Below are 26,728 nucleotides of genomic sequence, written 5' to 3'. Positions count from 1 at the left end.
CTCCTTGATCACTGCGGCGTGTCCAGGCGGTACCCGACGCCACGCACCGTACGGATCAGCGTCGGCGAGGACGGCACGTCCTCGATCTTCGCCCGCAGCCGCTGTACGCAGGCGTCCACGAGCCGCGAGTCCCCGAGGTAGTCGTGCTCCCACACCAGCCGCAGCAACTGCTGCCGGGAAAGCGCCTGACCGGGGCGGCGGCTCAGCTCCAGCAGCAGCCGCAGCTCGGTCGGGGTGAGCTGGAGGTCCTCGCCGTTCTTCGTCACGGTCATCGCCGACCGGTCGATCACGATGCTGCCGAAGGCCGCCGAGTCCGAGCTGTCCCGCTCGCCGCGCCGCAGCACGGCCCGGATCCGGGCGTCCAGCACCCGCGGCTGCACCGGCTTGAGCACATAGTCGTCGGCACCGGACTCCAGCCCGACCACCACGTCGATGTCATCACTTCGCGCCGTGAGCAGGATGATCGGCAACTGGTCGGTCCGCCGGATGCGGCGGCACACCTCGAAGCCGTCGATGCCCGGCAGCATCACGTCCAGCACGATCAGGTCCGGCCGCTGCTCGCGCAGCAGTTTCAGCCCGTCCTCGCCCGACGCCGCGGCCACCACACGGTGGCCCTGGCGCGACAGGGCGAGTTCGAGGCTGGCTCGGATCGCGTCGTCGTCCTCGATCAGCAACAGGAAAGGCACGGTCGCATTCTCTCCTACGTACTCACGCGTGCGGTACCGCCGACGGCTGTGACGGGCCTGTGACACTCGGCGGACAGGGCCATGAAACTGGCGCGGCAGTCTATTGCTCACAGCAAGGCAGGCAGTACGAAACCGAAGCAGGCTCCACCGACGGGGGCGCGAAATGAACGCACTGCACAGCACGACGACCAACGCAGTACTTCAGCCGCGCCAGCACGCGTCGGTCAGGAGCACAGAGCTGTCCGGTGCCACGAGTGGACTGGGGGCACCCCCCGCGAAGCGAGGGGGCGGGTGCGTTCGTGGCACCGGACGTCAGATGATCCGCACCCGGGCGCCGTACATCACGGCCATCGAGGGCGGTCACGGTGGGCCCCTCCTGCCCGAGGGTGGGCAAGGAGGGCCAACAACGGGGGAAACCACCGGGGGATCCGCGTACAGGGAGGTCACGGGGGAACGGCAGACCACCTCGGCGGAGGCGGACTTCACCGCCTACGTCCAGGAACGCCGCGCCTCCCTGTACGCCACTGCCTACCACCTGACCGGTGACCGTTACGAGGCCGAGGACCTGCTGCAGAGCGCGCTCTTCTCCACGTACCGCGCCTGGGACCGGATCAGCGACAAGGCCGCCGTCGGCGGCTACCTGCGCCGCACCATGACCAACCTGCACATCAGCGCCTGGCGCCGCCGCAAGCTCAACGAGTACCCGACCGAGGAGCTGCCCGAGACCGTCGCCGAGTCCGACGCGATGCGCGGCACCGAGCTGCGCGCCGTGCTCTGGCAGGCGCTCGCCAAGCTCCCGGAGACCCAGCGCACCATGCTGGTGCTCCGCTACTACGAGGGCCGCACCGACCCGGAGATCGCCGACATCCTCGGCATCAGCGTCGGCACGGTCAAGAGCAGCATCTGGCGCTCCCTGCGCCGGCTGCGCGAGGACGAGTCGCTCAGCTTCGGCGAGGGCGCGGAGGACATGGCCTTCGGCGAACTCGTCGCCTGATCCGGGGGGATACGGGGGAAAGCGCGGGGGGACAGCACGGGGGATGGGGGAGGTAGGACCGTACGGCCGGGGGGTCTGTGCGGTCCTATCGCTTTTTACGTTCCTACGCCTCTACGGGGACGGGCTGCCGGCCGACGCCCCGGATTCGCTCCATCGCCTCGGCCCGGCCGCACACATGCGCCCCGAACGCCGCGTGCCGCGCCACGATCCCGCGCTCGGCCCGCATCAGCATCCAGCCCCTGCGCAGCAGAAACGGCACCGACTTCCGGCCTTCGCGCAGATCGCGTACGAAACGCCGCCGGGCCGTCGTCACCGCGCCCCGGCTCAGGCAGATCGCGTCCGCCAGCAGCCCGAGTTCGGCGCAGCGCGCCACGATGTCCGCCGCGAAGATCCCCTCCGCGATGTACAGCGGGGCCCCGCCGAGGTCCACCGGCGCCAGGCCGGTGATGGAGCTGGTCGAGATGTCGTACACCGGCACGGAGGCCTTCCCCGTCGCGCACAGCTCGGCGACGGCGGCCAGCGCGGCGTCCGCGTTCCAGGACAGCGGCGAGTCCCAGTCCGTCCCGATCCCGTTGGGGAGGAGGGGGAGGGTCGGGTCGTCGCCCTCCTTGTAGAAGTCGTCCAAACGGAGGACCGGCAGCCCCGTGCGGGCGGCGAGGGAGGACTTTCCGGAACCCGAGGGTCCGGTCAGCAGGATGACGCGGGCGGCGGCAGGATGGCTGGGGCTCACGGAATATCAGTGTGGCGCATTGGGCCACCGGAGTGAGCATCCCGGACATGCTTTGGACGCGTGACGTTCAACCAAATACCGTGCGTATCCGTATTGTCGCGCTACGAGATCAGGTGCCCCGATGCCGAACCGTACTCGCGCCGTGCTGCGCGCGGCCGTGACCGTGACCTCCGTGGCCGCCGCCTTCGCCTCGGTTGGTGCCGCGACCGCCCACGCGGCGGACGACGGCAACGACCTCAAGGCCGCTGCCGCCGGCAGTCACCAGGCGGGCCAGGCTCTCGTCGGCACGGTCAAGTACCTGCCGATCAACCCCCTGGCCCACACCAACGCCAACCCCCTCGACAACTCCCTCGGCTCCCAGATCGCTGACTTCAAGCCCGTCTCCACCGCCATGGTCACCGGCCCCCTCGCCGACAGCCGCTCCGTCTCCGAGCTCCCGCTCATCGGCAGCACGGTGAGGAAGCTGCAGAGCAGCTGACGCAGCTGCGGCTACCGGTTGGGGGTAGGCCGCTCGCCTTGCGGAACGTTCTCCCACGACCCGGGGCCACCCGGAAGGCGTCAGTAGGCGGCGCCGGACGAACCGCTGCCGCCGGCCGGGTGCCAGACGGTCTTCGTCTCGAGGAAGGACGTGAGGCGCTCCGTGCCGGGGTCGGCGGCCCAGTCCACAGGCTGTGGACGGCGGACGCGCTTGAGGTTGTCGGCCGCCGCGATCTCGAGCTCCTTGGCCAGCACTTCCTCCGCACCGGCCAGGTCGATCGCATTGACGTCCTGGTGGGCGGCGAGCGGCGTCGCGATCTCCGCCGTACGACCGGACAGCAGGTTGACAACGCCGCCCGGCAGGTCGGACGTGGCCAGCACCTCGCCCAGCGACAGCGCGGGCAGCGGCGAGGCCTCGCTCGTCACGACGACCGCCGTGTTGCCGGTCGCGATCACCGGGGCGACGACCGAGACCAGCCCGAGGAACGACGACTCCTGCGGGGCCAGGATCGCCACGACGCCGGTCGGCTCGGGGGAGGACAGGTTGAAGTACGGCCCGGCGACGGGGTTCGCGCCGCCGACGATCTGGGCGATCTTGTCGGTCCAGCCCGCGTACCAGACCCAGCGGTCGATCGCCGCGTCGACGACCGCGCCGGCCTTGGACTTGGACAGGCCCTCCGCGTCGCCCACTTCCCGTACGAACTGGTCTCGGCGGCCCTCCAGCATCTCGGCAACGCGGTACAGGATCTGGCCCCGGTTGTACGCCGTCGCGCCGCTCCAGCCGGCGAAGGCCTTGCGGGCGGCGACGACCGCGTCACGCGCGTCCTTGCGGGAGGACTGCGGCGCGTTGGCGAGCCAGCGGCCCTTGGAGTCGGTCACCTCGTACACCCGCCCGCTCTCGCTGCGGGGGAACTTGCCCCCGACGAACAGCTTGTAGGTCTTGAAGACGGACAGCCGCGCTGCCTTCTCGGACTCAGACATCGAGGTACGCCTCCAGACCGTGGCGGCCGCCCTCGCGGCCGAAGCCCGACTCCTTGTAGCCGCCGAAGGGCGAGGTCGGGTCGAACTTGTTGAACGTGTTGGCCCACACCACACCCGCGCGGAGCTGGTTCGCGACCGACAGGATGCGCGAGCCCTTCTCCGTCCAGATGCCGGCCGACAGGCCGTACTGGCTGTTGTTCGCTTTCTCCACGGCCTCGGCAGGCGTACGGAAGGTGAGCACGGACAGCACCGGGCCGAAGATCTCCTCGCGGGCGATCCGATGCGCCTGCGTGACGCCCGTGAAGAGCGTCGGGGCGAACCAGTAACCGGACGACGGCAGCTCGCACGCCGGGGACCAGCGCTCGGCGCCCTCGGCCTCGCCGCTGTCGGCGAGGGCGGTGATACGGGCCAGCTGCTCGGCGGAGTTGATGGCGCCGACGTCGGTGTTCTTGTCGAGCGGGTCGCCGATCCGGAGGGTCGACAGACGGCGCTTGAGGGCGTCCAGCACCTCGTCCGCGACCGACTCCTGGAGGAGCAGCCGGGAGCCGGCGCAGCAGACCTGGCCCTGGTTGAAGAAGATGCCGTTGACGATGCCCTCGACGGCCTGGTCGATGGGCGCGTCGTCGAAGACGATGTTGGCGCCCTTGCCGCCCAGCTCCAGGGTGACCTTCTTGTGCGTACCGGCGATGCTGCGCGCGATGGCCTTGCCGACGGCGGTCGATCCGGTGAAGGCGACCTTGTTGACGTCCGGGTGGCCGACGAGCGCGGCGCCGGCGTCCCCGTAACCGGGAAGGATGTTGACGACACCCTTGGGCAGCCCGGCCTGGCGGCAGATGTCCGCGAAGAACAGGGCGGAGAGGGGGGTCGTCTCGGCGGGCTTGAGGACGACCGTGTTGCCGGTCGCGAGGGCCGGGGCGATCTTCCACGCGAGCATGAGGAGCGGGAAGTTCCAGGGGATGACCTGGCCTGCCACGCCCAGTGGCTTGGGGTTCGCGCCGTAGCCCGCGTGGTCGAGCTTGTCGGCCCAGCCGGCGTAGTAGAAGAAGTGCGCGGCGACGAGGGGGAGGTCGGCGTCGCGGGTCTCGCGGATCGGCTTGCCGTTGTCGAGGGTCTCGAGAACGGCCAGCTCGCGGGAGCGCTCCTGGATGATGCGGGCAATCCGGAAGAGGTACTTGGCGCGCTCGGCGCCGGGGATCGCCGACCAGGTGGTGAAGGCCTTGCGGGCGGCCTTCACGGCGCGGTCCACGTCGGCCTCGCCGGCCTGGGCGACCTCGGAGAGGACCTCTTCGGAGGACGGGCTGACGGTCTTGAAGACCTTGCCGTCGGCCGCTTCGGTGAACTCGCCGTCGATGAAGAGCCCGTAGGAGGGGGCGATGTCGACGACCGCCCGGGACTCGGGCGCGGGTGCGTAGTCAAATGTCGTCATCGTGATCAGTCCACCGTCACGTAGTCGGGACCGGAGTAACGGCCGGTGCTCAGCTTCTGGCGCTGCATCAGCAGGTCGTTGAGCAGGCTGGACGCGCCGAAGCGGAACCAGTCGTTGCTCAGCCAGTCCTCGCCGACCGTCTCGTTGACCAGGACCAGGAACTTGATCGCGTCCTTGGTGGTGCGGATGCCGCCGGCGGGCTTGACCCCAACCTGGACACCGACCGTTTCGCGGAAGTCGCGGACGGCTTCGAGGAGGATGAGGGTGTTGGGCGGTGTCGCGTTGACGGCCACCTTGCCCGTTGAGGTCTTGATGAAGTCGGCGCCCGCGAGCATGCCGAGCCAGGAGGCACGGCGGATGTTGTCGTACGTCGACAGCTCGCCGGTCTCGAAGATCACCTTGAGGTGGGCGGAGGTGCTGTCGGGGCGGCGGCAGGCTTCTTTTACCGCGCGGATCTCGTCGTAGACCTTCAGGTAGTGGCCCGCCAGGAAGGCGCCGCGGTCGATGACCATGTCGACCTCGTCCGCCCCGGCGGCGACCGCGTCGGCGACGTCGGCGAGCTTGACGGGGAGGGCGGCGCGGCCGGCCGGGAAGGCGGTGGCGACGGAGGCCACCTTGACGCCGGAGTCCCCCAGGGACTCCTTGGCGACCTTCACCATGTCGGGGTAGACGCAGATCGCGGCGACCTTGGGAGTGCTGCGGTCCAGGGGGTCGGGGTGGACGCCCTTGGCGCACAGCGCCCGGACCTTGCCCGGGGTGTCCGCGCCTTCGAGCGTGGTCAGGTCGATCATCGAGATCGCCAGGTCGATGGCGTACGCCTTCGCCGTCGTCTTGATCGATCGGGTGCCGAGCGTGGCGGCGCGGCCCTCGAGGCCGACCGCGTCGACGCCGGGCAGCCCGTGCAGGAAGCGGCGCAGCGAACCGTCGGAGGCGGTCACGTCCGACATGGACGCCAGCCGGGCCGCGGCTTCGGGGCCGTGAGCGGGAACAGTGAGGGGCATGGTCACCAGAGGAGCATATCTACGCGCGTAGCGACTGTCACTAGGGCGGTGGGCGGCAGGGGAGCCGATGCGGGACCGCAACCTTTGCGCTGGCTCCCAGGGTAGCCGCGCGGCGGGGGAGGGGTGGGCGGGGAATGGCTGCCGCGTGGGCGTCAGGCACAATCGGCCCATGACGAGCTCTGACAAGTCCGCGCCGTACGCCGACCGCTCCTACCGGTCGGCCGCCGGGATCGCCGGGGGCGTGGTGATGCTCGCCCTCGGCCTGTGGCTGGGTGGCGACGCGGTCTTCGGCGGCCACGGCCGCACGCCCTGGATTGCCCTGGCCGGGCTGCTGCTCGCCGTGCCGCTCGTCGTCGCGTTCACGCTGCGCCCTGTTGTCTTCGCGGGCGACGAGCGGTTGCGGGTGCGCAATCCGTTCCGTACGATCACCGTCCCCTGGAGTGCCGTCGAGGAAATTCGCTCCGGCTACTCCACCGAGCTCTTCGCCGGCGGCCGGAAGTACCAGGTCTGGGCCATCCCGGTGTCCTTCCGGGCCCGCAAGCGCGCCGCGCGCGTGTCTGCGCGGGCGGATGCGGCTGTTCCTGGCGGTGACCCGGCGCGGGCTTGGTCGGACCAGGCGGTGAACGATATCCGGGAGCTGCGGGATCGCAATGCGGGGGGTGAGGCCGGGCAGGGTGAGGTCAGCGTGCGCTGGGCCTACGAGGTGATCGGGCCTGCGGTGGTGGGTGCGGTTGTGCTGGGGATTCTGCTCGCGGTCGGGTGACGTGACGTGACGTGACGTGACCTGACGGGGGGCTGGGGCTGGGGCGGGGCGTCGGGGCGGTGCCCTGGACCGACACCCTGCGGTGGTGGGTGCGGTTGTGCTGGGGATTCTGCTCGCGGTCGGGTGACGGGCCCGGGGGCTCCGGGGCGGGGCCCTGGACCGACATATTTACGTGCGTGACGGGCCCGTCCGTTGCCTCACCCGGCATACCGCACACAAATATGCGGAGCGTCCAGGACCCCACCCCTGCGACCCCGGCCCCTCCCGCCGTCGCACCTTCCCGATCCGGCGCCCCGCGCATGTGACCCCGCCCTCCCGCCGTCGCTGTGCGTCGGCCCGTGGGTGCGCGTGCTATCGGGAGGGTGACAGTGATGCGGCGCGTCGTGTCAGCCATGGCGGTTCGCGTAGCCGGTCGCTAGATGCCCGCCACCTCCGAAAGATCGGACTTCAGGGCTGCGAGGACCGCGCCGGCGCGGGCGCGGGCGGGGGCGAGGTCGTCGGCGGCGGGGACGGGGATGACGACTTCGAGGTAGCACTTGAGTTTGGGCTCGGTGCCGCTGGGGCGGACGATGACGCGGGCGGAGGCGACGCCGGAGGTGGGGTTGCCGGCGAGGTGGTAGCGGAGGCCGTCGGTGGGGGGGAGGTCTTCGGTGCCCTTGGTGAGGTCTTCGGCGGAGGTGACGGTGAGGCCGGCGAGGGAGGTGGGGGACGCCTCGCGGAGGCGGGTCATGGCGTCGTTGATGAGGGAGAGGTCGGCGACGCGGACCGAGAGCTGGTCGGTGGCGTGGAGGCCGTGCTGGAGGGCGATGTCGTCGAGGAGGTCGGTGAGGGTGCGGCCGTGCTGCTTGAGCTCGGCGGTGAGTTCGGCGACGGCGAGGGCGGCGCTGATGCCGTCCTTGTCGCGGACGCCGTCGGGGTCGACGCAGTAGCCGAGGGCCTCTTCGTAGCCGTAGCGGAGGTTGTGGACGCGGGCGATCCACTTGAAGCCGGTGAGGGTCTCGGCGTAGTCCAGGCCCGCGTCGGCGGCGATGCGGGAGAGGAGGGAGGAGGAGACGATGCTGGCCGCGAAGGTGCCGGTGGCGCGCTTGTGGACCAGGTGGGTGGCCAGGACGACACCGACCTCGTCGCCGCGCAGCATGCGCCAGCCGGCGGGGGCGGCGGGGTCGGGGACGGCGACGGCGCAGCGGTCGGCGTCGGGGTCGTTGGCGATGACGATGTCGGGCTTGAAGGACTGGGCCGTCTTGAACGCCAGGTCCATGGCGCCGGGCTCTTCCGGGTTGGGGAAGGCGACGGTGGGGAAGTCCGGGTCCGGGTCGGCCTGCTGGGGGACGACCGTGGGGGACGGGAAGCCGGCCTGGGTGAAGGCGGCCGTCAGCACCTCGCGGCCGACGCCGTGGAGCGGGGTGTAGACGACGGAGACGTTGCGCGGGGAGTGCTTGTCCACGACGGAGGCGGTGCGGGCGAGGTAGGCCTCGATGGCGGCGTCGTCGAGGGTGTCCCAGCCCTCTGTGGCCAGCGGTACGTCGGCCAGGGAGCCGATCGCGGCGATCTCGGCGGCGATGTCGGCGTCGGCGGGCGGCACGATCTGGGAGCCGTCGCCGAGATAAACCTTGTAGCCGTTGTCCTGCGGCGGATTGTGGCTCGCGGTGACCATGACGCCGGCCGCCGCGCCCAGGTGCCGGATGGCGAAGGCGAGGACCGGGGTCGGCAGTGGGCGGGGGAGCACGGCCGCGCGCAGGCCCGCGCCGACCATGACGGCGGCGGTGTCGCGGGCGAAGTCGTACGACTTGTGGCGGGCGTCGTAGCCGATGACGACCAGGCCGTCGGTGCTGCCCTGCGCCTTCAGGTACGCGGCCAGGCCTGCCGCCGCCCGGATTACCACCGAGCGGTTCATCCGCATCGGCCCGGCGCCGATCTCGCCCCGCAGGCCTGCGGTGCCGAACTGCAGGGTCCCGGCGAAGCGCGCCGCGAGGTCGGCCGAGGCCTCGGCGTCGCCGGCCTCGGCGGCGGTCAGCAGGGCCTCCAGCTCGCCCCGGGTGTCCGGGTCGGGGTCCTCGGCCAGCCAGGTGCGCGCCTGCTGGATGAGGTCGGTGGTCTCGCTTGCCACGTCATGCTCCTGCGGTGTGTGCGGGTTGCGGGGGGATGGGCGGTTCTGCTGATTCCGTGCCGGACCGGTACCCGGCCGGGGCGAATTGCAACCGGCCGGGGCCATCCGTGGTCAGAGCCGGTTCAGCACCTGGGCGAGGAGGGAGCCCATACGGGCCGCCGAGTCACGGCCGGCCTCCAGCACCTCTTCGTGGTTGAGCGGCTCGCCGGTCATCCCGGCGGCGAGGTTCGTGACCAGCGAGATGCCGAGCACCTCGGCGCCGGCCTCACGTGCGGCGATGGCCTCCAGCGTGGTCGACATGCCCACCAGGTCGCCGCCGATCGCCCGGACCATGCCGATCTCCGCCGGCGTCTCGTAGTGCGGGCCGGGGAACTGCACGTACACCCCCTCTTCGAGGGTCTCGTCGACCTCCTTGCACAGCGCGCGCAGCCGGGGGGAGTAGAGATCGGTGAGGTCCACGAAGTTCGCCCCCACGATGGGCGACGTCGCGGTGAGGTTGATGTGGTCGCTGATCAGCACCGGCTGCCCCGGGCGCATGCCCACGCGCAGCCCGCCACAGCCGTTGGTCAGCACGATGGTCTTGCAACCGGCGGCGACGGCCGTACGCACCCCGTGCACGACGGTCGCCACGCCCTTGCCCTCGTACAGGTGATTGCGGCCCAGGAAGATCAGCGCGCGCACGCCGCCGATCCGCACCGAGCGCACCTTGCCGGCATGCCCGGCCACTGCGGGGGCCGGGAAGCCCGGCAGATCGGTGATGGAAAGTTCGTGCTCGGCCGCCCCGAGCTCATCGGCGGCGGGTACCCACCCGGAGCCCATAACCAGGGCCACATCGTGGGTCTCTGCACCGGTCAACTCGCGCAGTCGCGCCGCCGCCGCCTCTGCGGCCGCGTGCGGGTCGGCCTGCGGGCCGCCGGTGATGTCGGAAGAAGGGAGGGAGTTCACGTGGACGAGCGTAACGGCTAACGGCCTACGCGCGTAGACGTCCTATGTAGACCGCACCTGTTTTTCGGAGGATCCCACGGTTGACGCCCGCTGGGCGTTCACCATGCCCCTCCGGTGCCCCATCGGCGAGTGAGCCGAAGCGGAGCGGTCGCTGTCGAAATGGGGGCACTCCCCCAGCCTTCGGCCGGGGGGACCCCCACCCAGCCGCCAGGCTGGGGGACGTCATCGACCGACGACAACGCCGCCAGGCGCCGCCCATCGGCACGCGACGCCGCCACACCTATTCGCGCGGCCTCTTAGCGCAGCGGAGGCGAACCGAGCCGCCAAAAAAGGGGAAAGGCGGCACCCGTCCGGCGGACCGAGCCCGCCGTTTTGCGGTGGCACGGGCGTGACCTCCGGCGGACCGAGCCCCGGCGTTTTGCGGAGGCATGGGCGTGACCGTCGAACCAGCCGAACCGCGCCTCAAATAATCAGCACGGCCGCTTCCGCAGCTCCATCACGTAATCATGCGGTGCCCCCGCCGACTCGGCCGCGTCCGCGATCTCGCCGAGGTACCGGGCGGACGGCAGGCCGCCCTCGTAGTCGTTGAGGACGTAGACCCACGCCGAAGTGTCGCCGTCGAGGGTATCGACACGCACGAGAGCGCGGCGGTAGATGCCCAGCGGCACGCCCTCCCAGCGGTCCATGGAGTCCTCGTCGACCGGGGCGATGTCGTAGAGGCCGACGAAGACCTGGTGCAGGGGGTCTTCGACGAGGGTGGCGAGCGCGCCCTCCCAGCCCATCTGCTCGCCGCCGAACGTGAGCCGCCAGCCGCTGAGCCAGCCGGAGCCGCGCAGCGGGGAATGCGGGGCGCGGCGCGTCATGAGCCGGGCGTCGAGGTTGCCGGCATACGCGGCGTAGAGCGACATGGTCAAGAGGGTACGGGAGACAAGTCTTGCCCCCGTAAGTGATCACTTGGCGCGTGCGGGACAATGGGGGACGTGACTCGGATCGTGATCATCGGTGGCGGACCCGGCGGATATGAAGCGGCGCTGGTTGCCGCGCAACTCGGCGCGGAGGTGACCGTCGTCGACTGCGACGGCCTGGGCGGGGCGTCGGTGCTGACCGACTGCGTGCCGTCGAAGACTCTGATCGCGACGGCCGAGGTGATGACCACCTTCGACTCGTCGTACGAAGAGCTCGGCATCATCGTGGCCGACGACACCCCGCCGCTGGAACAGGCCGCCCGGGTGGTCGGCGTGGACCTGGGCAAGGTCAACCGCCGGGTGAAGCGCCTCGCGCTCGCACAGTCGCACGACATCACGGCTTCCGTGACCCGTGCCGGGGCGCGCGTGATGCGCGGCCGGGGGCGGCTGGAGGGCATGCAGGCGATCGACGGGTCCCGCAAGGTCATCGTGGAGGCCGCCGACGGCAGCAGCGAGACGCTGACCGCCGACGCGGTGCTGATCGCGACCGGCGGGCGGCCCCGGGAGCTGGCGGACGCGCTGCCGGACGGCGAGCGGATCCTGAACTGGACGCAGGTGTACGACCTGACGGAGCTCCCGGACGAATTGATCGTGGTCGGGTCCGGTGTCACGGGCGCCGAGTTCGCGGGCGCGTACCAGGCGCTCGGCTCGAAGGTGACGCTGGTGTCGTCGCGCGACCGGGTGCTGCCGGGCGAGGACCCGGACGCGGCGGCGGTGCTGGAGGACGTCTTCCGGCGGCGCGGGATGAACGTCATGGCGCGCTCGCGGGCCGTTTCCGCGAAGCGGGTTCCGGGGCCGTTCACCACGGAGGGTCCCTCCTCGCCGAAGGCGGGCAAGGAGGGACGGGTCGGCGACAAGGTCGAGGTGACGCTGGCCGACGGCCGGGTCATCACCGGCAGCCACTGCCTGATGGCGGTCGGCGCGATCCCGAACACCGGGAACATGGGCCTGGAGGAGTCCGGGGTCAAGCTCAAGGAGTCCGGCCACATCTGGACCGACAAGGTGTCCAGGACCAGCGCGCCGGGCGTGTACGCGGCCGGTGACGTCACCGGGGTCTTCGCGCTCGCGTCGGTGGCGGCGATGCAGGGCCGGATCGCGATATACCACTTCCTGGGCGACGCGGTGGCGCCGCTGAACCTCAAGACGGTGTCGTCGAACGTCTTCACCGACCCGGAGATCGCCACCGTCGGCTACACGCAGGCGGATGTCGACTCCGGCCTCATCGACGCGCGGTGCGTGAAGCTGCCGCTGCTGCGCAACCCGCGCGCGAAGATGCAGGGCATCCGGGACGGCTTCGTGAAGCTCTTCTGCAGCCCGGGTACCGGGATCGTGGTGGGCGGCGTGGTCGTCGCGCCACGGGCGAGCGAGCTGATCCATCCCATCTCGATCGCGGTGGACAACAATCTGACGGTTGAGCAGATCGCGAACGCATTCACGGTCTACCCTTCTCTGTCGGGATCGATCGCCGAGGTCGCGCGCCAGCTCCACACCCGTAAGACGGCCGCTGAGCTGTAGGGCGAGCCGCAGGCTGAACGGAAGTTGTCCGTATAGCACTTCACGCCCGGTTTCGCGAACAACTTCTGTTAATCGGTGCAAACTGCTGATAGCGGATGGTCATTGGCGTTACTGTCAGTTTTGTGTTCGCAGCAGAACGTCGCCAACTGATCCTCGAAATGGTGCGTGCCAACGGGGCCGTGTCGCTCCGTGAGCTCGCCCGCGTCGTCCAGACCTCAGAAGTAACCGTACGGCGGGACGTGCGGGCGCTGGAGGCAGAAGGACTGCTCGACCGCCGGCATGGCGGTGCGGTACTGCCGGGTGGCTTCACCAGGGAGTCCGGCATTCCGCAGAAATCCCATCTAGCGGCCGCGGAGAAGACGGCGATCGCCGATCTCGCGGCCAGCCTCGTCGAAGAGGGCGGGGCCATCGTGGTCGGCGCCGGAACCACCACGCAGGAGCTGGCCCGCCGGCTCGCGCGGGTGCCGGGGCTGACCGTGGTCACCAACTCCCTGCTGGTGGCTCAGGCGTTGGCGCACGCGAACCGGGTCGAGGTCGTCATGACCGGCGGCACGCTGCGCGGCACCAACTACGCCCTCGTCGGAAGCGGCGCCGAGCAGTCCCTGCAGGGGCTGCGGGTGTCCCGGGCGTTTCTGTCCGGGGCCGGGCTCACCGCCGAGCGCGGACTCTCCACCTCCAACATGCTCTCCGCGAGCGTCGACCGGGCGCTGGTCCAGGCGGCCGCGGAGGTCGTGGTGCTGGCCGACCACACCAAGCTCGGTACGGACACGATGTTCCAGACGGTGCCGACGGACGTCATCACGCGTCTGGTGACGGACGAGCCCGCGCCGGGGGACGAGCGGGCCGCGACCGAACTTCAGGCGCTCGCCGACCGGGGGGTCCAAGTCGCCGTCGCCCCGCTCGGGGGAGCGGACAACGGCGTTCCCAACGGGACCGCCGGTTCTTCGGGGGGCCGGCGTCGCGACCTTCCGCCGGTGCCGGGGCCGCGACGGCATCCGCATCCGGGGCACCCCGGGCAGTCGGCGCAGTTGCGGGCGGCGCAGCTCGCGGGAGAGCAGCAGGCGCAGGCCGCACGGATCGCCGACCTGGCGCCCCGGCGGCGCTAGTGCTGCCCGACGGGTCAACCAGGTCAATCAGTTCAACCGGTCTTCGCCCGCAGGCCGTCCATGATCAGGCCCATGAGGCGGCCGAAGAGTTCGCGGTCCTCCGGGCTCTTCTCGGCGGCCAGGAGGACCGCGTGGGTGAGCTTGAGGAGGTCGGCGATCTCCGTGTCCTCGCGGACCTCGCCGGCCTCCTGAGCGCGTCGTAGCAGCGCCCCGCCGGCCTCGCGCAGCCGGTCCCGGCAGGCGGCGGTGAAGGGGTTCTGGGAGGCCATCAGGATGGCCGCGACGCCTCGGTACATGGCCGTGTGCAGCGCCACGTCCCGTAGCCAGAGGCGGAGCGCCTCGGTGGGCGGGTCAAGGGTCAGCAGTTCAGTGCCGCGCACGCTGAGCGCGTCCAGTTCAGTCTCGAAGACGGCGGTCATGAGGGCGGTACGGTCCGGGAAGTGCCGGTAGAGCGTGCCGATTCCGACGCCGGCGCTGCGTGCGATGTCCTCCAGGGCCACGTCGGTGCCGTGGGTGACGAAGGCCTGTCGGGCCTCCTCCAGCAGCCGGTCATAGTTGCGCCGCGCGTCCGCGCGCATCGGCCTTGAGCCCGCGCCACCTGCTACCGCCACCACAGCCTCCTTCGATCCGGCCTCCAGAATCCCATGGCGTAAACGGAGGTCACCTCCGTATAGTGAGCGGAGGTAACCTCCGCTTTGCTCAAGTCTGCCTGGAGGCACTCACTCATGTCCACGTCCGTCAACGTCCCGGCGGCCGAACCCTCCACCAGCCCCAACCGGGACCGTCGTCCTCTCATCGCCCTCTCGGCCATCATCGGCGCCCAGCTGATGCTGTTGCTCGACGCGACCGTCGTGACCGTCGCGATCCCCGGCATCGGCTCCGACCTGGGCTTCTCCCCGACCGGTATGTCCTGGGTGCTCAATGTCTACACCCTCGCCTTCGGCGGTCTGCTGCTCCTCGGCAGCCGGATAGGTGACCTCATCGGCCGCCGTACGGCGCTGGTCAGCGGCGTGCTCGCCTTCACGGCCGCCTCGGTGCTCGGCGGCTTCGCACCCAGCGGTCCCTGGCTGCTCGTGGCGCGTGCGCTCCAGGGCGCGGCGGCGGCACTGGCCGCGCCCAGCACGCTGGCGTTGATCACCACGACCTTCAAGGAGGGCCCCGACCGCAATCGCGCCCTCAGCCTCTACTCCGCCGTCGCCGGCGCGGGCTCCGGGATCGGGCTCATCGTCGGCGGCCTGCTCACCGACTACGGCAACTGGCGGTGGGTGTTCTTCATCAACATCCCGCTCGGGGTCGCCGTCGCTCTGCTCGTCCCGCGTCACGTCGCTGAGACGCAGCGGCACAGCGGCGGCCCCTTCGACCTCACCGGAGCCCTCACCGGCACGCTCGGGATGGCCTCGTTGGTCTACGCGTTCATCCGCGCGGCGGAGGAGGGGTGGGGCGACGGGCGGGCCGTCGCGAGTTTCGCCGCGGCCGGGGTGCTGCTGGCGGCCTTCCTGGTCAACGAGACCCGGGTGCGGCGGCCTTTGGTGGTGCTGCGGCTCTTCGCGGACCGCAACCGGGCCATCGCGTACGCGTGCATGCTGCTGACCCCGGCGGGGATGTTCGGGATCTTCTACTTCACCACGCAGTACCTGCAGACCGTGCGGGGCTACAGCCCGTTGAAGACCGGACTCGGCTTCCTGCCCATGGTCGGGCTGATGTTCGTCACCGCCCGTACGGTCCCGCGCGTCGTCGCCCGCTTCGGCGCCAAGCGGTCCGTGATGGTCGGCGGACTGCTGACGACCGGCGGCACGGTCTGGCTCGCCCAGCTCGCGGCGGGCGACGGTTACGCCTCCGCGCTGCTGGGGCCGCTGATGCTGGTGGGGGTGGGCATCGGCCTGACGATGATGCCGCTCAACACGCTCATCCTGTCCGGGGTGCGGCCCCAGGACGCGGGCTCGGCGGCTGGGCTGCTGCAGACCATGCAACAGATCGGCGGCAGCCTGGGGCTGTCCATCCTGGTCTCCGTCTTCGGCACCGCGACCCGCCACACCGGCGCCGGGAGCGACTTCGTGCACGGCGCCTCGGCCGCCTTCGCCGCCGCCGCGGTCTTCACGGCGCTGGCGTGGCTGCTGGCCCTCGCCGTACGAGCCCCAGCAGGGCGCTGAAACGTAGGGGCCCGGAACCAGTGCGGTTCCGGGCCCCCTTCCGTACCGAACCTCAGTCCTTGATCTCGCAGATGACCGCGCCGGAGGAGACGGACGAGCCGACCTCCGCCGCCAGGCCCTTGACGATGCCCGAGCGGTGGGCGTTGAGGGGCTGCTCCATCTTCATGGCCTCCAGGACGACGATCAGATCGCCTTCCTGGACGGTCTGGCCCTCTTCGACGGCGACTTTGACGATCGTGCCCTGCATCGGGGAGGCGAGCGTGTCCCCCGAGGCGGCTGAGCCGGCCTTCTTGGCGGCGCGGCGCTTGGGACGGGCGCCACCGGCGGCGGCGGTGCGGGCGAGGGTCATGCCCAGCGACGCCGGGAGGGAGACCTCCAGGCGCTTGCCGCCGACCTCGACGACGACGGTCTCGCGGCCCGCTTCCTCGGCCTCCTCGTCGACCGCCGGGGCGGCGAAGGCGGGGATGTCGTTGACGAACTCGGTCTCGATCCACCGGGTGTGGACCCGGAACGGGTCGCTGGTGAACGCCGGGTCGGTGACGACCTTGCGGTGGAAGGGAATGGCCGTGGCCATCCCCTCGACCTCGAACTCGCCCAGGGCACGCGCCGCACGCTGGAGGGCCTGCTCGCGGGTGGCGCCGGTGACGATGAGCTTGGCCAGCAGCGAGTCCCACGCGGGGCCGATGACCGAGCCGGTCTCCACGCCCGCGTCCAGGCGGACGCCGGGGCCCGACGGCGGGGCGAACTTCGTCACCGTGCCGGGGGCGGGGAGGAAGTTACGGCCCGGGTCCTCGCCATTGATACGGAACTCGAAGGAGTGACCGCGCAGCGGCGGGTCGTCGTAGCCCAGCTCCTCACCGTCGGCGATGCGGAACATCTCCCGTACGAGGTCGATACCGGTGACCTCTTCGGAGACCGGGTGTTCGACCTGGAGGCGGGTGTTGACCTCCAGGAAGGAGATCAGGCCGTCCTGGGCGACCAGGAACTCGCAGGTGCCCGCGCCGACATAGCCCGCCTCGCGCAGGATGGCCTTGGAGGCGCGGTAGAGCTCGGCGTTCTGCTCGTCGCTCAGGAAAGGTGCGGGGGCCTCCTCGACGAGCTTCTGGTGGCGCCGCTGCAGCGAGCAGTCGCGCGTCGACACGACGACGACATTGCCGTGGCTGTCGGCCAGGCACTGGGTCTCCACGTGCCGGGGCCGGTCGAGGTACCGCTCGACGAAGCACTCGCCACGGCCGAAGGCGGCGACCGCCTCACGCACCGCGGACTCGTACAGCTCGGGGACCTCCTCCAGCGTCCGGGCGACCTTCAGACCGCGACCGCCACCGCCGAAGGCGGCCTTGATCGCGATCGGCAGGCCGTGCTGCTCCGCGAACGCCACGACCTCGTCGGCGCCGGACACCGGGTCGGGCGTACCGGCGACCAGCGGCGCACCGGCGCGCTGGGCGATGTGGCGCGCGGCCACCTTGTCGCCCAGGTCGCGGATCGCCTGCGGCGGCGGACCGATCCAGGTCAGCCCTGCGTCGATCACCGCCTGCGCGAACTCCGCGTTCTCCGACAGGAAGCCGTAGCCGGGGTGAACGGCGTCGGCACCCGATTCAGCGGCCGCGCCCAGGACTTTGGCGACGTCCAGATAGCTGCTCGCCGGGGTGTCGCCGCCCAGCGCGTAGGCCTCGTCGGCCGCGCGGACATGCAGCGCGTCCCGGTCGGGCTCTGCGTAGACGGCTACGCTGGCGATCCCGGCGTCCCGGCAGGCACGGGCGACGCGGACTGCGATTTCACCGCGGTTGGCGATGAGCACCTTGCGCACGATGGCTCCCTCCTTGAAACAAGCCGAGTTTAGGTACTGGTGACACTTCGTGCCGAGGCACCCCTGGGGGTGAGCTTGCCCACACGGAGGGTGATCCGGACGCGGCGATGGTGTCGTATTGCCGCGTAATTCCACGCTACGGCCGTATATCTCCGGGCGCTTGCACCACGCTTGAGTGAGCTGCACCTCTGCACCCCACCGTGGCCGACGTGACTCGAGCTTTGTGGGAACTCCACGAAGGCGCGGCGAAAACTTTGCCCGACGTCCGCCCCGTAAGGGTGGTGCCGTCCGAACTCTTGCCGCGGCACTTACCCGTTAGTAGCGTTTGCGATGCGGGATACCGCCGGTAATGAGCTTGCAATGGCGCAAGGGGGCACAGTGCGAAGAGGTGTGGCCGCTACGGCGGCGGTGGTGCTGTTCCTGGAGGCGCTCGGGCTGGCCTTCGTCAACTGGGTGATGGGCATAGCCGTTCGCCACCAAGCCATGTCTCTTGCCGGCCTCGACCCGGCCGCGATGGCCGCCGGTGCCTGGGTAGCCGGCGGCCTTCTCGCCCTCTTCCTCATCGCCTGCGCCGTCGTCCTCGCGGGCACCGCCCGCCACGACCGTTCCCCCCGCGGCTTCGGCCGCCTGCTCCTCATCGCCGCCGCCGTGCTCAACGTCATCCTCGGCGCGGCTGTCGTCGGCCTCCTGGGCTGGCCCGCGTACGTCCTGATGATGCTGATCTTCGCCCTCATCGTCCTCAGCCTCACCCTCTACGCCGCCGAGCGCCCCGCCCCCACCGACGACGACGCCTCGCCCTCCGGCGCCCCGGTGGCCGCCTAGACCCACAGGTCCGTGATCCGGACCCCCAGGTCGGCCAACAACCGCCGCAGCAGCGGCAGCGACAGCCCGATGACATTGCCGTGGTCGCCCTCAATGCCCTCGATGAACGGCGCCGACCGGCCATCCAGCGTGAAGGCCCCCGCCACATGCAGCGGTTCGCCACTGGCCACATACGCGGCAACCTCCGCGTCATCCGGCGTCCCGAACCGCACGGTCGTCGACGCCGTGGCCGACACCCGCGCCCCGGCGGCGACATCAATCACGCAATGCCCCGTCTGCAGCACCCCCGCCCGCCCCCGCATCGACTTCCACCGAGCGATCGCCTCTTCCGCATCCGCCGGCTTCCCGAGCGCCTCGCCGTCCAGCTCCAGCACCGAGTCACACCCCACGACCAGCTCCCCGCCGGCCAGCTGACCGGCGACCGCCTCCGCCTTCGCCTCCGCCAGCACGCGGGCCAGCTCGCCCGGTGTCGGGGCACTGATGGCGTCCTCGTCGACCCCACTGACGATCACCCTCGGTGCGAGCCCCGCATTCCTGAGGAGCGCGAGCCGGGCAGGAGACGCGGAGGCGAGCACGAGTGGGCGGGGGCCAGAGCTGGTCGTCATGCCCGCCATCGTAATGAAGCGGTCAGAAGTGCCATCCCGCAATGAACATGATGATCGGCATGGCCAGCGCGATGAGCCAGATCGCCCGGCGCATCATCCTCTGCGCCTGGCGCATCTCCTCCGGAGGCTCTTCGGGCGGATCCGACCACAACATGCGTCCCAGGTTCCGCCGGGACAACGGTCCGCGCCTGAGTACGGGTACTCAGGCGCGGCCCTATTTCCGGGGGGACCCCAAGGCGGAGGGTCTGCCCCCATCCCACTCGGTCTGGAGGGCAGGGTCGGCCGGGGGGACCCCCAGGGCGGAGGGTCTGCCCCCATCCCACTCGGTCTGGAGGGCAGGGTCGGCTGGGGGGACTCACAGGGCGGACGGTGTGCCCCCAACCCACCTGGGCGTGGAGTCGGACCGGAGGTCCGGGGTCGGAGGGGTGGGGGTTCTGGACGCTCCGCATATTTGTGTGCGGCATGCCGGGTGAGGCAGCGGTGGGCCCGTCACGCACGTAAATATGTCGGTCCAGGACCTCCAGCCCCGGAGGCCCCGGACCGACCCGTCACCCGTCACCCGTCAGCGGGGCCAGTACGTAGCCCGCCAGGCCCCGGCGCCGGGGCGCAGGGCGCGGCTGGGGACGTTGCGGGCCGGGTCGGCCCATTCGTCCTGGGTGCGCGGGCCACCGTCAAGCGCGCCGGAGGCGCTGGCGGCGGCCCGCGCCTGGACCAGGGCGACGACGGCCGCGAGCTCCTCGGGGGTGGGGTTGCCCCGCTCGACCTTTATGACCATGTCAGAGCACGCTCCTTCAACCTCAGTCAACCTCAGAGCGGAATGTTGCCGTGCTTCTTCGGCGGCAGACTCTCCCGCTTGTTCCGCAGCGTCCGCAACGCCTTGACCAGATGCCCCCGAGTCTCCGACGGCACGATCACCGCGTCGATGTACCCGCGCTCGGCCGCGATATACGGGTTGAGCAGGGTGTCCTCGTAGTCCGCGATGAGCTGGGCGCGCAGCGCCTCGGTTTCCTCCGGAGTGGTCGCCTCCGCCAGCGTCCGGCGGTGCAGGATGTTGACCGCGCCCTGGGCGCCCATGACGGCGATCTGCGCGGTCGGCCAGGCCAGGTTCAGGTCGGCACCCAGGTGCTTGGAGCCCATGACGTCGTACGCCCCGCCGAAGGCCTTCCGCGTGATCACGGTGATCAGCGGAACCGTGGCCTCCGCGTACGCGTAGATCAGCTTGGCCCCGCGCCGGATGATGCCGGTGTGCTCCTGGTCGACGCCCGGCAGAAAACCCGGCACGTCGACAAAAGTGATCACCGGAACATTGAAGCTGTCGCAGGTCCGCACGAACCGCGCGGCCTTCTCGCTCGCGCCGATGTCCAGGCAGCCCGCGAACTGCATGGGCTGGTTGGCGACGACGCCGACCGGGCGGCCCTCGATGCGGCCGAAGCCGGTGAGGATGTTCGGCGCGAACAGGCCCTGGGTCTCAAGGAATTCACCGTCGTCCAGGACATGCTCGATGACCTTGTGCATGTCGTAGGGCTGGTTGGCGGAGTCCGGGATGAGGGTGTCCAGCTCCGGGTCCGGCTCCAGGTCGGCCTCGGCCGGATACGCCGGGGCCTCCTCGAGGTTGTTGCTCGGCAGATACGACAGCAGCGCCTTGACGTACTCGATGGCGTCCTTCTCGTCGCCCGCCATGTGGTGCGCGTTGCCGGAGACGGTGTTGTGCGCGCGGGCGCCGCCCAGCTCCTCGAAGCCGACGTCCTCACCAGTCACGGTCTTGATGACGTCGGGCCCGGTGATGAACATGTGCGAAGTCTGGTCGACCATCACCACGAAGTCCGTGATGGCCGGCGAGTAGACCGCGCCGCCGGCGCACGGCCCGACGATCAGCGAGATCTGCGGGATGACACCGGACGCGTGCGTGTTGCGGCGGAAGATCTCGCCGTACAGGCCGAGCGCGCTGACGCCCTCCTGGATGCGGGCGCCGCCGGAGTCGTTGATGCCGATGACCGGGCAGCCGTTCTTGAGGGCCCAGTCCATGACCTTGACGATCTTCTGGCCGTAGACCTCGCCCAGCGCCCCGCCGAAGACGGTGAAGTCCTGCGAGAAGACCGCCACCGGGCGGCCGTCGACCGTGCCGTAGCCGGTGACGACGCCGTCACCGTACGGGCGGACCTTCTCGAGGCCGAAATTGGTGGAACGGTGCCGGGCCAGTTCGTCCAGTTCGGTGAAGGAACCCTCGTCCAGGAGCAGTTCGATCCGCTCTCGGGCGGTTAGTTTGCCCTTGGCGTGTTGCTTCTCCACCGCGCGGGCGGAGCCGGCATGGGTCGCCTCCTCGGTGCGGCGGCGCAGATCCGCGAGCTTGCCCGCGGTGGTGTGGATGTCGATCTCCGGCTCGGCCATGGGAGGCGGCTCTCCTGCTCTCGTCGGGTCGCATTTGACTGGCGAGTAACTCTGTTTCGTAGCGTAACCGCGTGGCTGCTGCGCGAGCACTGCGGCGTTCGACACACTCCCGCTCATAGGGTGGTGCACATGACCTCAAACCGCTGGTCCGACCTGGACCGGCCGCCGCTCAAGGCGGCGGCGCTGAAGCGCGCGATCGTCACTCCCGGCGGCCTGTGGACCGCCTTGGACGTCGTCGACTCCACAGGCTCGACCAACTCCGACCTCGCCGCCCGTGCCAGGGCCGGGGCTCCCGAGGGCACCGTGCTCGTCGCCGAGGAACAGACCGCGGGGCGCGGCCGCCTGGACCGGCAGTGGACGGCGCCGCCGCGCTCCGGGCTCTTCTTCTCCGTACTCCTTCGGCCGTCCGAGGTGCCGGTACGGCGCTGGGGCTGGCTGCCGCTGCTGGCCGGGGTGGCGACCGCCACAGCGCTGGCGCGGGCCGGGGGCGTCGACACGGGCCTCAAATGGCCCAACGACCTGCTGGTGACGATCGACGGCGAGGAGCGCAAGACCGGCGGCATCCTCGCCGAGCGGGTCGGCGACGACGGCGTCGTCATCGGCATCGGCCTCAACGTCACGCTCCGCGAGGACGAGCTGCCGGTGCCGGCCGCCGGATCGCTGGCCCTCGCCGGCGCCAAGGGAACGGACCGAGACCCGCTGCTGCGGGCGGTGCTGCGGTCCCTGGCCGAGTGGTACGCCGAGTGGCGTGCCGTCCGCGGTGACTCCGACGCCTGCCGGCTCCGCCAGGTGTACGCGGCCGGGTGCGCGACGCTCGGGCGGCCCGTACGGGCCGAGCTGCCGGGCGGCGAGGCCGTGACGGGGACGGCGGTGGCCCTCGACGACGACGGGCGGCTGGTCATCGCGACGGAGGACGGCGAGGAGCGGCCGGTCGGTGCCGGCGACGTCGTACATGTGAGGGCCGCATAGGCCGCTGTGCGAGAGTGAGCTACAGCACACCTGCCGTATTGTTGAGGCGGCAGCCGACCCAGTGATCGGAAGGGCAGTGCGCACGCGCAGGGACCGAAGAGGGGGCGGGCGGTGACCGTGGACGACGCGAGCAACCCCCCGCCGCACGGCGAAGAGCCGGCGGTGCCGGGCGAGCCGGATGGGCCGGACGGCGCCGACGAGCGCGTCGCCGAGGACGCCCTCGAGGACGTTGCCGAGGACGTTGCCGAGGATTCCCGCGACGACGTTGCCGAGGACGCGCTCGAGGACGTCGATGTCGACGGCGAGGACCCCATCGCTCTGCAGCTGGAACAGCTCATTCTCGGCGCCGAGCGCAAATACACCCCCTTTCAGGCCGCCCGCAGTGCCGGCGTCTCCATGGACCTCGCTGCCCGCTTCTGGCGTGCCATGGGCTTCGCCGACATCGGCCAGGCCAAGGCGCTCACCGAGGCCGACGTTCTCGCCCTGCGGCGGCTGGCGGGTCTCGTCGAGGCCGGGCTGCTCAACGAGCCGACCGCCATCCAGGTGGCTCGTTCCACCGGGCAGACCACGGCCCGGCTCGCCGAATGGCAGACCGACTCCTTCCTTGAGGAACTGACCGAGCCGCCCGAGCCCGGTATGACCCGCGCGGAGGTCGCCTATCCCCTGGTCGAGCTGCTGCTCCCCGAGCTTGAGGAATTCCTGACGTACGTCTGGCGGCGCCAGCTCGCGGCGTCGACCAGCCGCGTCGTACGGTCCGACGACGAGGAGGCGGTGGACCGCCGCCTCGCGGTCGGCTTCGCCGACCTGGTGGGCTTTACGCGCCTCACGCGGCGGCTGGAGGAGGAGGAACTCGGCGAGCTCGTCGAGGCCTTCGAGACCACGGCCGCCGACCAGGTGCACGCCCACGGGGGCCGGCTGATCAAGACTCTTGGCGACGAGATTCTGTTCGTGGCCGATGATCCCGGCACGGCAGCGGAGATCGGGCTGCGGCTCATCGAGACGATGACCGGTGACGAGACGATGCCGGCCCTCCGGGTGGGTATGGCCTTCGGCACGGTCACGACGAGGATGGGCGACGTCTTCGGGACGACTGTGAACCTTGCGAGCCGGCTGACGTCGATAGCGCCCCGGGATGCCGTCCTGGTCGACGGTGAGCTGGCGCAGGCGCTCGGTGAGAGCGGCGACGCGCCTGTGTCGGAGGTCGACGTGGAGGCCGGCTCCGAGGACAAGTACCGCTTCGCCCTCCAGCCGATGTGGCGCCGCCCGGTGCGTGGGCTCGGCGTCGTCGAACCCTGGCTCCTGTCCCGCCGAGGCTGACTCTACGATGACCGTGGTTCGTGGTTCACGGTCGTTAACCAACCCCGGAGGATGGGCGGCGGATGTCGGAGCAGCGGGTGTCGGAGCAGCGGTTCGGTGAGTTCGTGGCGGTGCGGAGCCACGGGGAGCACGGGCGGGTGGCGGAGCTGGTCCTGGACCGTCCGAAGGCGATGAATGCCGTGTCGACGGCGATGGCGCGGGCTATCGGGGAGGCGTGCGCGGCCCTGGCGGGCGATCGTGGTGTGAGCGCGGTGGTGCTGAGCTCCACGCATGAGCGGGCGTTTTGTGTGGGTGCCGATTTGAAGGAGCGGAATTCCTTTACCGAGGCTGACTTGGCGCGGCAGCGCCCCTATGCCCGGGCGGCGTACACGGGGGTGCTCGAGCTGCCGATGCCGACGGTGGCGGCTGTGCACGGCTTTGCGCTGGGCGGCGGCTATGAACTGGCGCTTGCGTGCGACGTGATCGTGGCTGACGCGACGGCGGTGGTGGGGCTGCCGGAGGTGACGGTCGGGGTGATCCCGGGTGGGGGCGGGACGCAGTTGCTGCCGCGGAGGGTGGGGTCGGCGCGGGCGGCGGAGCTGATCTTTACGGGGCGGCGGGTTTCTGCTGCGGAGGCTCTGGGGTTGGGGCTGGTGGACGTGGTGGCGGAGGAGGGCGCGGACCGTACGGAGGCGCTGGCGCTGGCCGGCCGGATCGCGGCGAACTCGCCGGTGGGGCTGCGGGCGGCGAAGCGGGCGCTGCGGTTGGGGCAGGGTGTGGATTTGCGGGCGGGGCTGGAGATCGAGGACGCGGCGTGGCGGACGACGGCGTTCTCCGGGGACCGGGCGGAGGGTGTGGCGGCGTTCAATGAGCGGCGTGCGCCTGTGTGGCCGGGGGAGTAGCCGGCGCCGGTGCCGGTCCGGGGCCTCCGGGGCTGGGGGTCCTGGACCGACATATTTACGTGCGTGACGGGCCCCCGCTGCCTCACCCGGCATGCCGCACACAAATATGCGGAGCGTCCAGAACCCCCACCCCTGCGACCCCGGACCTCCCCGCCGTTGTTGGCTGGCGGGTGGGTGGGTGCTGCCTCGGTCGTGCCGTTGTTGGCTGCCGGGTGGGTGGGTGCTGCCCGGACTTCCCCGCCGTCGTTGGCTGCGGCGCAGCCGTTCTGCTGGGCCGGATGGAGCGCGCCCGAGTGGCCGGGGGAATGGGGGGTGGCCGCGTGCCGCGTGCCTATAGCGGGGCGGTGGTTCAAAATGGTGCAAACGCCCCGCGCGGGGAGTAAGCCTGAGGTGCGTGCTTGACGGTCGACGGCCGGCGCGGATCTGCGGTGGCGGGTCGGCGAGTGAGCCGAAGTGGAGCGGCTGCTGTCGAAATGGGGGCACTCTCCCCCAGACTCCGTCCGGGGGGACCCCCACCAGCCTTCGGCCGGGTGGGACCCCCACCCAGCGGAAGCGCTGGGGGAGAGAACGCGCGGAGACTGCGGGGAACGAGCAGTCGAGCACGATCGACCGTCGGCACTGGCTGAGCGAAACGGAGGCGAACCGAGCCTTGAAAAGAGAGGGAGATCGGCTGCGGGCCGTCGCTGAGCTTGCGCGGGCGGTGGCGGCGGCGAGGTCGCCGATGGAGGCGGTGGCGGCGGCGGCGACGTCGGCGCGGGTGGCGCTGGGCGGGTCGATGTCGGCGGTGTCGCGGTGGGAGCGGGACCGGGGGCGGCTGCGGGTGCTGGTCAATGACGGGGAGCTGGCGGAGGGGGAGGAGCCGCAGCCGAGGAATGAGGTGTACTCCGTCGCGGATTTCCCGGAGATCGTGGAGTTCCTGCACGGCCGGTGGACGGAGGGCGGCGAGCCGCATGCCTGGGTCGAGACGGCGGACGGGCCGGCCGATGAGGGGGCGTACTGCCATCAGCGGGTGGCCGCGTTGCGGCGGCGGGGGCGGTCGTCGTGTGTGGTGGCACCGATCCTGCTGCACGGGTTGGCGTGGGGTGAGCTGTATGTCGCCCGGGCTGGGGGACAGCCGGTGTTCGACAAGGCGGACGCGGAGTTCGCCACGGTGCTGGCGGCGCTGATCGCGGCCGGGATCGCGCAGACGGAGCGGCTGGCGGAGGTACGGAGGCTCGCCTTTACGGACCCGTTGACGGGGCTGGCGAACCGGCGGGCGGTGGATGCGCGGCTGGAGGCGGCCATTGAGCGGCACCGGGAGGAGGGGACGGCGGTCAGTTTGGTGGTGTGCGACCTGAACGGGCTGAAGAGGGTGAATGACGAGCTCGGGCATGCGGTCGGGGACCGGTTGCTGGTGGGGTTCGGGTCGGTGCTGTCGCTGTGCGGGGCGGAGCTTCCGGAGAGTCTGGTGGCGCGGCTGGGCGGGGACGAGTTCTGTCTGCTGGCGGTGGGCCACAAGGCGGCGGAGGTGGTGCGGGCGGCGGAGGAGCTGTGCGACCGGGCGAAGTGGCTGGGGCTGGGGGATGGGGTCGCGGTGGGCGTTGCTTCTACGGATGCCGATATCGGGCCGGTGACGTCGGGGCGGCGGCTCTTCCGGCTGGCGGACGCGGCGCAGTACCGGGCGAAGGCGCTGCGGTCGGACCGGCCGGTCGTGGCGGGGGTGGGGGCGCCGGAGGATCCGGTCGTACGGCTGGCTGACGAGCCGCCCGCGCGGGAGAACGAGCGGCGCCGGTTCCGGGGACGTGACTAGAGGTTGGTCATTCCTGGGGCTGTGCCCCGTACCTCTGCGCCCCGGCTCAAAGAGGTGACAGCTCGCGATTCAGTGCCTAAGGTGCGTGAATATGGATATGCATAACGTGGTCATCGGGGCCGGCGGGGTCGCCGCGGAGGATGTGCTGGCGGTGGCGCGGGGTAACGCGCGCGTGGAGCTGTCGGCGGAGGCGCTGGCCGGGATCGGGGCAGCGCGGGAGGTGATCGAGGCGCTGGCGGCGAAGCCGGAGCCGGTCTACGGGGTGTCGACGGGCTTCGGGGCGCTGGCGGTGCGGCATATCAGC

Annotated in this window: 26 protein-coding genes; 12 read left to right on the top strand and 14 right to left on the bottom strand. The window is 70.9% G+C overall.

The genetic code is table 11. From position 1 onward, the window contains the following. Positions 1–8: 8 nt before the first annotated feature. Positions 9–686, bottom strand: coding sequence for a response regulator transcription factor (locus EFK10_RS30505; protein WP_127358882.1), 678 nt, complete (start codon positions 684–686; stop codon positions 9–11). A 163-nt stretch (positions 687–849) separates the two neighbouring features. On the opposite strand from EFK10_RS30505, the gene EFK10_RS30500 reads away from it, so the two are divergent. Then, on the top strand, positions 850–1,680 hold the full coding sequence (locus EFK10_RS30500) for a SigE family RNA polymerase sigma factor (RefSeq protein ID WP_127358881.1): 831 nt from the start codon (positions 850–852) through the stop codon (positions 1,678–1,680). Between the two features lie 103 nt (positions 1,681–1,783). Here the strand turns inward: EFK10_RS30500 and EFK10_RS30495 are convergent, their stop codons facing one another. Next, positions 1,784–2,410: an ATP-binding protein gene (locus EFK10_RS30495; RefSeq protein WP_127358880.1), complete on the bottom strand. Its 627-nt coding sequence runs from the start codon at positions 2,408–2,410 to the stop codon at positions 1,784–1,786. 121 nt (positions 2,411–2,531) lie between these two features. Between EFK10_RS30495 and EFK10_RS30490 the strand changes: the two genes are divergently transcribed. Beyond that, the gene (locus EFK10_RS30490) at positions 2,532–2,888 is read left to right on the top strand and encodes a hypothetical protein (protein ID WP_127358879.1); all 357 of its coding nucleotides are present in this window, start codon (positions 2,532–2,534) and stop codon (positions 2,886–2,888) included. Positions 2,889–2,968: 80 nt separating this feature from the next. Here EFK10_RS30490 and EFK10_RS30485 read toward each other — a convergent pair whose 3' ends face one another. From EFK10_RS30485 to deoC, 3 genes are read right to left on the bottom strand one after another with little or no spacing between them, the layout of a single operon-like run. Continuing rightward, a complete protein-coding gene (locus EFK10_RS30485) occupies positions 2,969–3,868 on the bottom strand; it encodes an aldehyde dehydrogenase family protein (protein ID WP_127358878.1) in 900 nt (299 codons plus the stop codon). Next, the gene (locus tag EFK10_RS30480; RefSeq protein WP_127358877.1) at positions 3,861–5,294 is read right to left on the bottom strand and encodes an aldehyde dehydrogenase family protein; all 1,434 of its coding nucleotides are present in this window, start codon (positions 5,292–5,294) and stop codon (positions 3,861–3,863) included. The genes EFK10_RS30485 and EFK10_RS30480 overlap by 8 nt, the downstream gene beginning before the upstream one ends. Positions 5,295–5,299: 5 nt before the next feature. After that, complete coding sequence (deoC, locus tag EFK10_RS30475; protein ID WP_206305645.1) at positions 5,300–6,295, bottom strand: deoxyribose-phosphate aldolase; 996 nt, start codon at positions 6,293–6,295, stop codon at positions 5,300–5,302. A gap of 169 nt (positions 6,296–6,464) precedes the next feature. On the opposite strand from deoC, the gene EFK10_RS30470 reads away from it, so the two are divergent. Next, entirely contained in the window at positions 6,465–7,058 is a 594-nt protein-coding gene (locus EFK10_RS30470; protein ID WP_127358876.1) for a PH domain-containing protein, read from the top strand. Positions 7,059–7,473: 415 nt separating this feature from the next. Here EFK10_RS30470 and EFK10_RS30465 read toward each other — a convergent pair whose 3' ends face one another. The 3 genes from EFK10_RS30465 to EFK10_RS30455 form a co-directional block, all read right to left on the bottom strand. Beyond that, positions 7,474–9,165 carry a phospho-sugar mutase gene (locus EFK10_RS30465; protein WP_240677567.1) on the bottom strand — a complete coding sequence of 564 codons (1,692 nt, stop codon included), beginning with the start codon at positions 9,163–9,165 and terminating at the stop codon, positions 7,474–7,476. A gap of 111 nt (positions 9,166–9,276) precedes the next feature. After that, positions 9,277–10,110 (bottom strand): purine-nucleoside phosphorylase, encoded by an 834-nt coding sequence (locus EFK10_RS30460; RefSeq protein ID WP_206305642.1) that lies wholly within the window; start codon positions 10,108–10,110, stop codon positions 9,277–9,279. Between the two features lie 470 nt (positions 10,111–10,580). Next, positions 10,581–11,018, bottom strand: coding sequence for a gamma-glutamylcyclotransferase (locus EFK10_RS30455; RefSeq protein ID WP_127358874.1), 438 nt, complete (start codon positions 11,016–11,018; stop codon positions 10,581–10,583). Between the two features lie 63 nt (positions 11,019–11,081). Here EFK10_RS30455 and EFK10_RS30450 point away from each other — a divergent pair, with 63 nt between their 5' ends. Both EFK10_RS30450 and EFK10_RS30445 read left to right on the top strand, forming a co-directional pair. After that, entirely contained in the window at positions 11,082–12,590 is a 1,509-nt protein-coding gene (locus EFK10_RS30450; RefSeq protein WP_127358873.1) for an NAD(P)H-quinone dehydrogenase, read from the top strand. A gap of 95 nt (positions 12,591–12,685) precedes the next feature. Beyond that, on the top strand, positions 12,686–13,696 hold the full coding sequence (locus tag EFK10_RS30445; RefSeq protein WP_127358872.1) for a DeoR/GlpR family DNA-binding transcription regulator: 1,011 nt from the start codon (positions 12,686–12,688) through the stop codon (positions 13,694–13,696). A 32-nt stretch (positions 13,697–13,728) separates the two neighbouring features. On the opposite strand, the gene EFK10_RS30440 is transcribed toward EFK10_RS30445, so the two are convergent. After that, positions 13,729–14,307 (bottom strand): TetR/AcrR family transcriptional regulator, encoded by a 579-nt coding sequence (locus tag EFK10_RS30440; protein WP_322973429.1) that lies wholly within the window; start codon positions 14,305–14,307, stop codon positions 13,729–13,731. Between the two features lie 114 nt (positions 14,308–14,421). Here EFK10_RS30440 and EFK10_RS30435 point away from each other — a divergent pair, with 114 nt between their 5' ends. Continuing rightward, positions 14,422–15,846, top strand: coding sequence for an MFS transporter (locus EFK10_RS30435; RefSeq protein WP_127358871.1), 1,425 nt, complete (start codon positions 14,422–14,424; stop codon positions 15,844–15,846). Between the two features lie 52 nt (positions 15,847–15,898). Here EFK10_RS30435 and EFK10_RS30430 read toward each other — a convergent pair whose 3' ends face one another. Continuing rightward, positions 15,899–17,653 (bottom strand): acetyl/propionyl/methylcrotonyl-CoA carboxylase subunit alpha, encoded by a 1,755-nt coding sequence (locus EFK10_RS30430; RefSeq protein WP_127358870.1) that lies wholly within the window; start codon positions 17,651–17,653, stop codon positions 15,899–15,901. A 390-nt stretch (positions 17,654–18,043) separates the two neighbouring features. On the opposite strand from EFK10_RS30430, the gene EFK10_RS30425 reads away from it, so the two are divergent. Further along, positions 18,044–18,475 (top strand): hypothetical protein, encoded by a 432-nt coding sequence (locus EFK10_RS30425; protein ID WP_240677566.1) that lies wholly within the window; start codon positions 18,044–18,046, stop codon positions 18,473–18,475. Here EFK10_RS30425 and EFK10_RS30420 read toward each other — a convergent pair. The 4 genes from EFK10_RS30420 to EFK10_RS30410 form a co-directional block, all read right to left on the bottom strand. After that, positions 18,472–19,089, bottom strand: coding sequence for a nucleoside triphosphate pyrophosphatase (locus EFK10_RS30420; protein WP_127358868.1), 618 nt, complete (start codon positions 19,087–19,089; stop codon positions 18,472–18,474). The genes EFK10_RS30425 and EFK10_RS30420 overlap by 4 nt on opposite strands. Before the next feature lie 13 nt (positions 19,090–19,102). Beyond that, entirely contained in the window at positions 19,103–19,234 is a 132-nt protein-coding gene (gene mmpB / locus EFK10_RS52320) for a morphogenic membrane protein MmpB (RefSeq protein WP_265737574.1), read from the bottom strand. Positions 19,235–19,642: 408 nt separating this feature from the next. After that, the gene (locus EFK10_RS30415; RefSeq protein ID WP_127358867.1) at positions 19,643–19,855 is read right to left on the bottom strand and encodes an acyl-CoA carboxylase subunit epsilon; all 213 of its coding nucleotides are present in this window, start codon (positions 19,853–19,855) and stop codon (positions 19,643–19,645) included. A gap of 32 nt (positions 19,856–19,887) precedes the next feature. After that, the gene (locus EFK10_RS30410) at positions 19,888–21,468 is read right to left on the bottom strand and encodes an acyl-CoA carboxylase subunit beta (protein ID WP_127358866.1); all 1,581 of its coding nucleotides are present in this window, start codon (positions 21,466–21,468) and stop codon (positions 19,888–19,890) included. 129 nt (positions 21,469–21,597) lie between these two features. Here EFK10_RS30410 and EFK10_RS30405 point away from each other — a divergent pair, with 129 nt between their 5' ends. From EFK10_RS30405 to EFK10_RS30385, 5 genes are all read left to right on the top strand, one after another. Further along, positions 21,598–22,437, top strand: a complete 840-nt coding sequence (locus tag EFK10_RS30405; RefSeq protein ID WP_127358865.1) for a biotin--[acetyl-CoA-carboxylase] ligase — start codon at positions 21,598–21,600, stop codon at positions 22,435–22,437. 111 nt (positions 22,438–22,548) lie between these two features. After that, positions 22,549–23,754: an adenylate/guanylate cyclase domain-containing protein gene (locus EFK10_RS30400; protein WP_240677565.1), complete on the top strand. Its 1,206-nt coding sequence runs from the start codon at positions 22,549–22,551 to the stop codon at positions 23,752–23,754. Positions 23,755–23,816: 62 nt separating this feature from the next. After that, the gene (locus EFK10_RS30395) at positions 23,817–24,635 is read left to right on the top strand and encodes an enoyl-CoA hydratase/isomerase family protein (protein WP_164836208.1); all 819 of its coding nucleotides are present in this window, start codon (positions 23,817–23,819) and stop codon (positions 24,633–24,635) included. Between the two features lie 700 nt (positions 24,636–25,335). Then, positions 25,336–26,424: a GGDEF domain-containing protein gene (locus EFK10_RS30390; protein ID WP_407647183.1), complete on the top strand. Its 1,089-nt coding sequence runs from the start codon at positions 25,336–25,338 to the stop codon at positions 26,422–26,424. A 97-nt stretch (positions 26,425–26,521) separates the two neighbouring features. Beyond that, a partial coding sequence (locus tag EFK10_RS30385; protein ID WP_164836209.1) for an aromatic amino acid lyase occupies positions 26,522–26,728 on the top strand: 207 nt, incomplete at its 3' end.

This window comes from Streptomyces soli, assembly GCF_003999195.1.
Lineage (GTDB): Bacteria > Actinomycetota > Actinomycetes > Streptomycetales > Streptomycetaceae > Actinacidiphila > Actinacidiphila soli.
This window is presented reverse-complemented; position numbering and strand designations above follow the sequence as displayed.

Bases quoted from the DNA above. Each gene is read 5' to 3' on its own strand.
- EFK10_RS30490 (WP_127358879.1), top strand. From the start codon at position 2,532: ATGCCGAACCGTACTCGCGCCGTGCTGCGCGCGGCCGTGACCGTGACC.
- EFK10_RS30500 (WP_127358881.1), top strand. From the start codon at position 850: ATGAACGCACTGCACAGCACGACGACCAACGCAGTACTTCAGCCGCGC.
- EFK10_RS30450 (WP_127358873.1), top strand. From the start codon at position 11,082: ATGGGGGACGTGACTCGGATCGTGATCATCGGTGGCGGACCCGGCGGA.
- EFK10_RS30455 (WP_127358874.1), bottom strand. From the start codon at position 11,018: ATGTCGCTCTACGCCGCGTATGCCGGCAACCTCGACGCCCGGCTCATG.
- EFK10_RS30395 (WP_164836208.1), top strand. From the start codon at position 23,817: ATGTCGGAGCAGCGGGTGTCGGAGCAGCGGTTCGGTGAGTTCGTGGCG.
- EFK10_RS30405 (WP_127358865.1), top strand. From the start codon at position 21,598: ATGACCTCAAACCGCTGGTCCGACCTGGACCGGCCGCCGCTCAAGGCG.
- deoC (WP_206305645.1), bottom strand. From the start codon at position 6,295: ATGCCCCTCACTGTTCCCGCTCACGGCCCCGAAGCCGCGGCCCGGCTG.
- EFK10_RS30445 (WP_127358872.1), top strand. From the start codon at position 12,686: ATGGTCATTGGCGTTACTGTCAGTTTTGTGTTCGCAGCAGAACGTCGC.
- EFK10_RS30415 (WP_127358867.1), bottom strand. From the start codon at position 19,855: ATGGTCATAAAGGTCGAGCGGGGCAACCCCACCCCCGAGGAGCTCGCG.
- EFK10_RS30485 (WP_127358878.1), bottom strand. From the start codon at position 3,868: ATGTCTGAGTCCGAGAAGGCAGCGCGGCTGTCCGTCTTCAAGACCTAC.
- mmpB (WP_265737574.1), bottom strand. From the start codon at position 19,234: ATGTTGTGGTCGGATCCGCCCGAAGAGCCTCCGGAGGAGATGCGCCAG.
- EFK10_RS30410 (WP_127358866.1), bottom strand. From the start codon at position 21,468: ATGGCCGAGCCGGAGATCGACATCCACACCACCGCGGGCAAGCTCGCG.
- EFK10_RS30435 (WP_127358871.1), top strand. From the start codon at position 14,422: ATGTCCACGTCCGTCAACGTCCCGGCGGCCGAACCCTCCACCAGCCCC.
- EFK10_RS30470 (WP_127358876.1), top strand. From the start codon at position 6,465: ATGACGAGCTCTGACAAGTCCGCGCCGTACGCCGACCGCTCCTACCGG.
- EFK10_RS30480 (WP_127358877.1), bottom strand. From the start codon at position 5,294: ATGACGACATTTGACTACGCACCCGCGCCCGAGTCCCGGGCGGTCGTC.
- EFK10_RS30420 (WP_127358868.1), bottom strand. From the start codon at position 19,089: ATGGCGGGCATGACGACCAGCTCTGGCCCCCGCCCACTCGTGCTCGCC.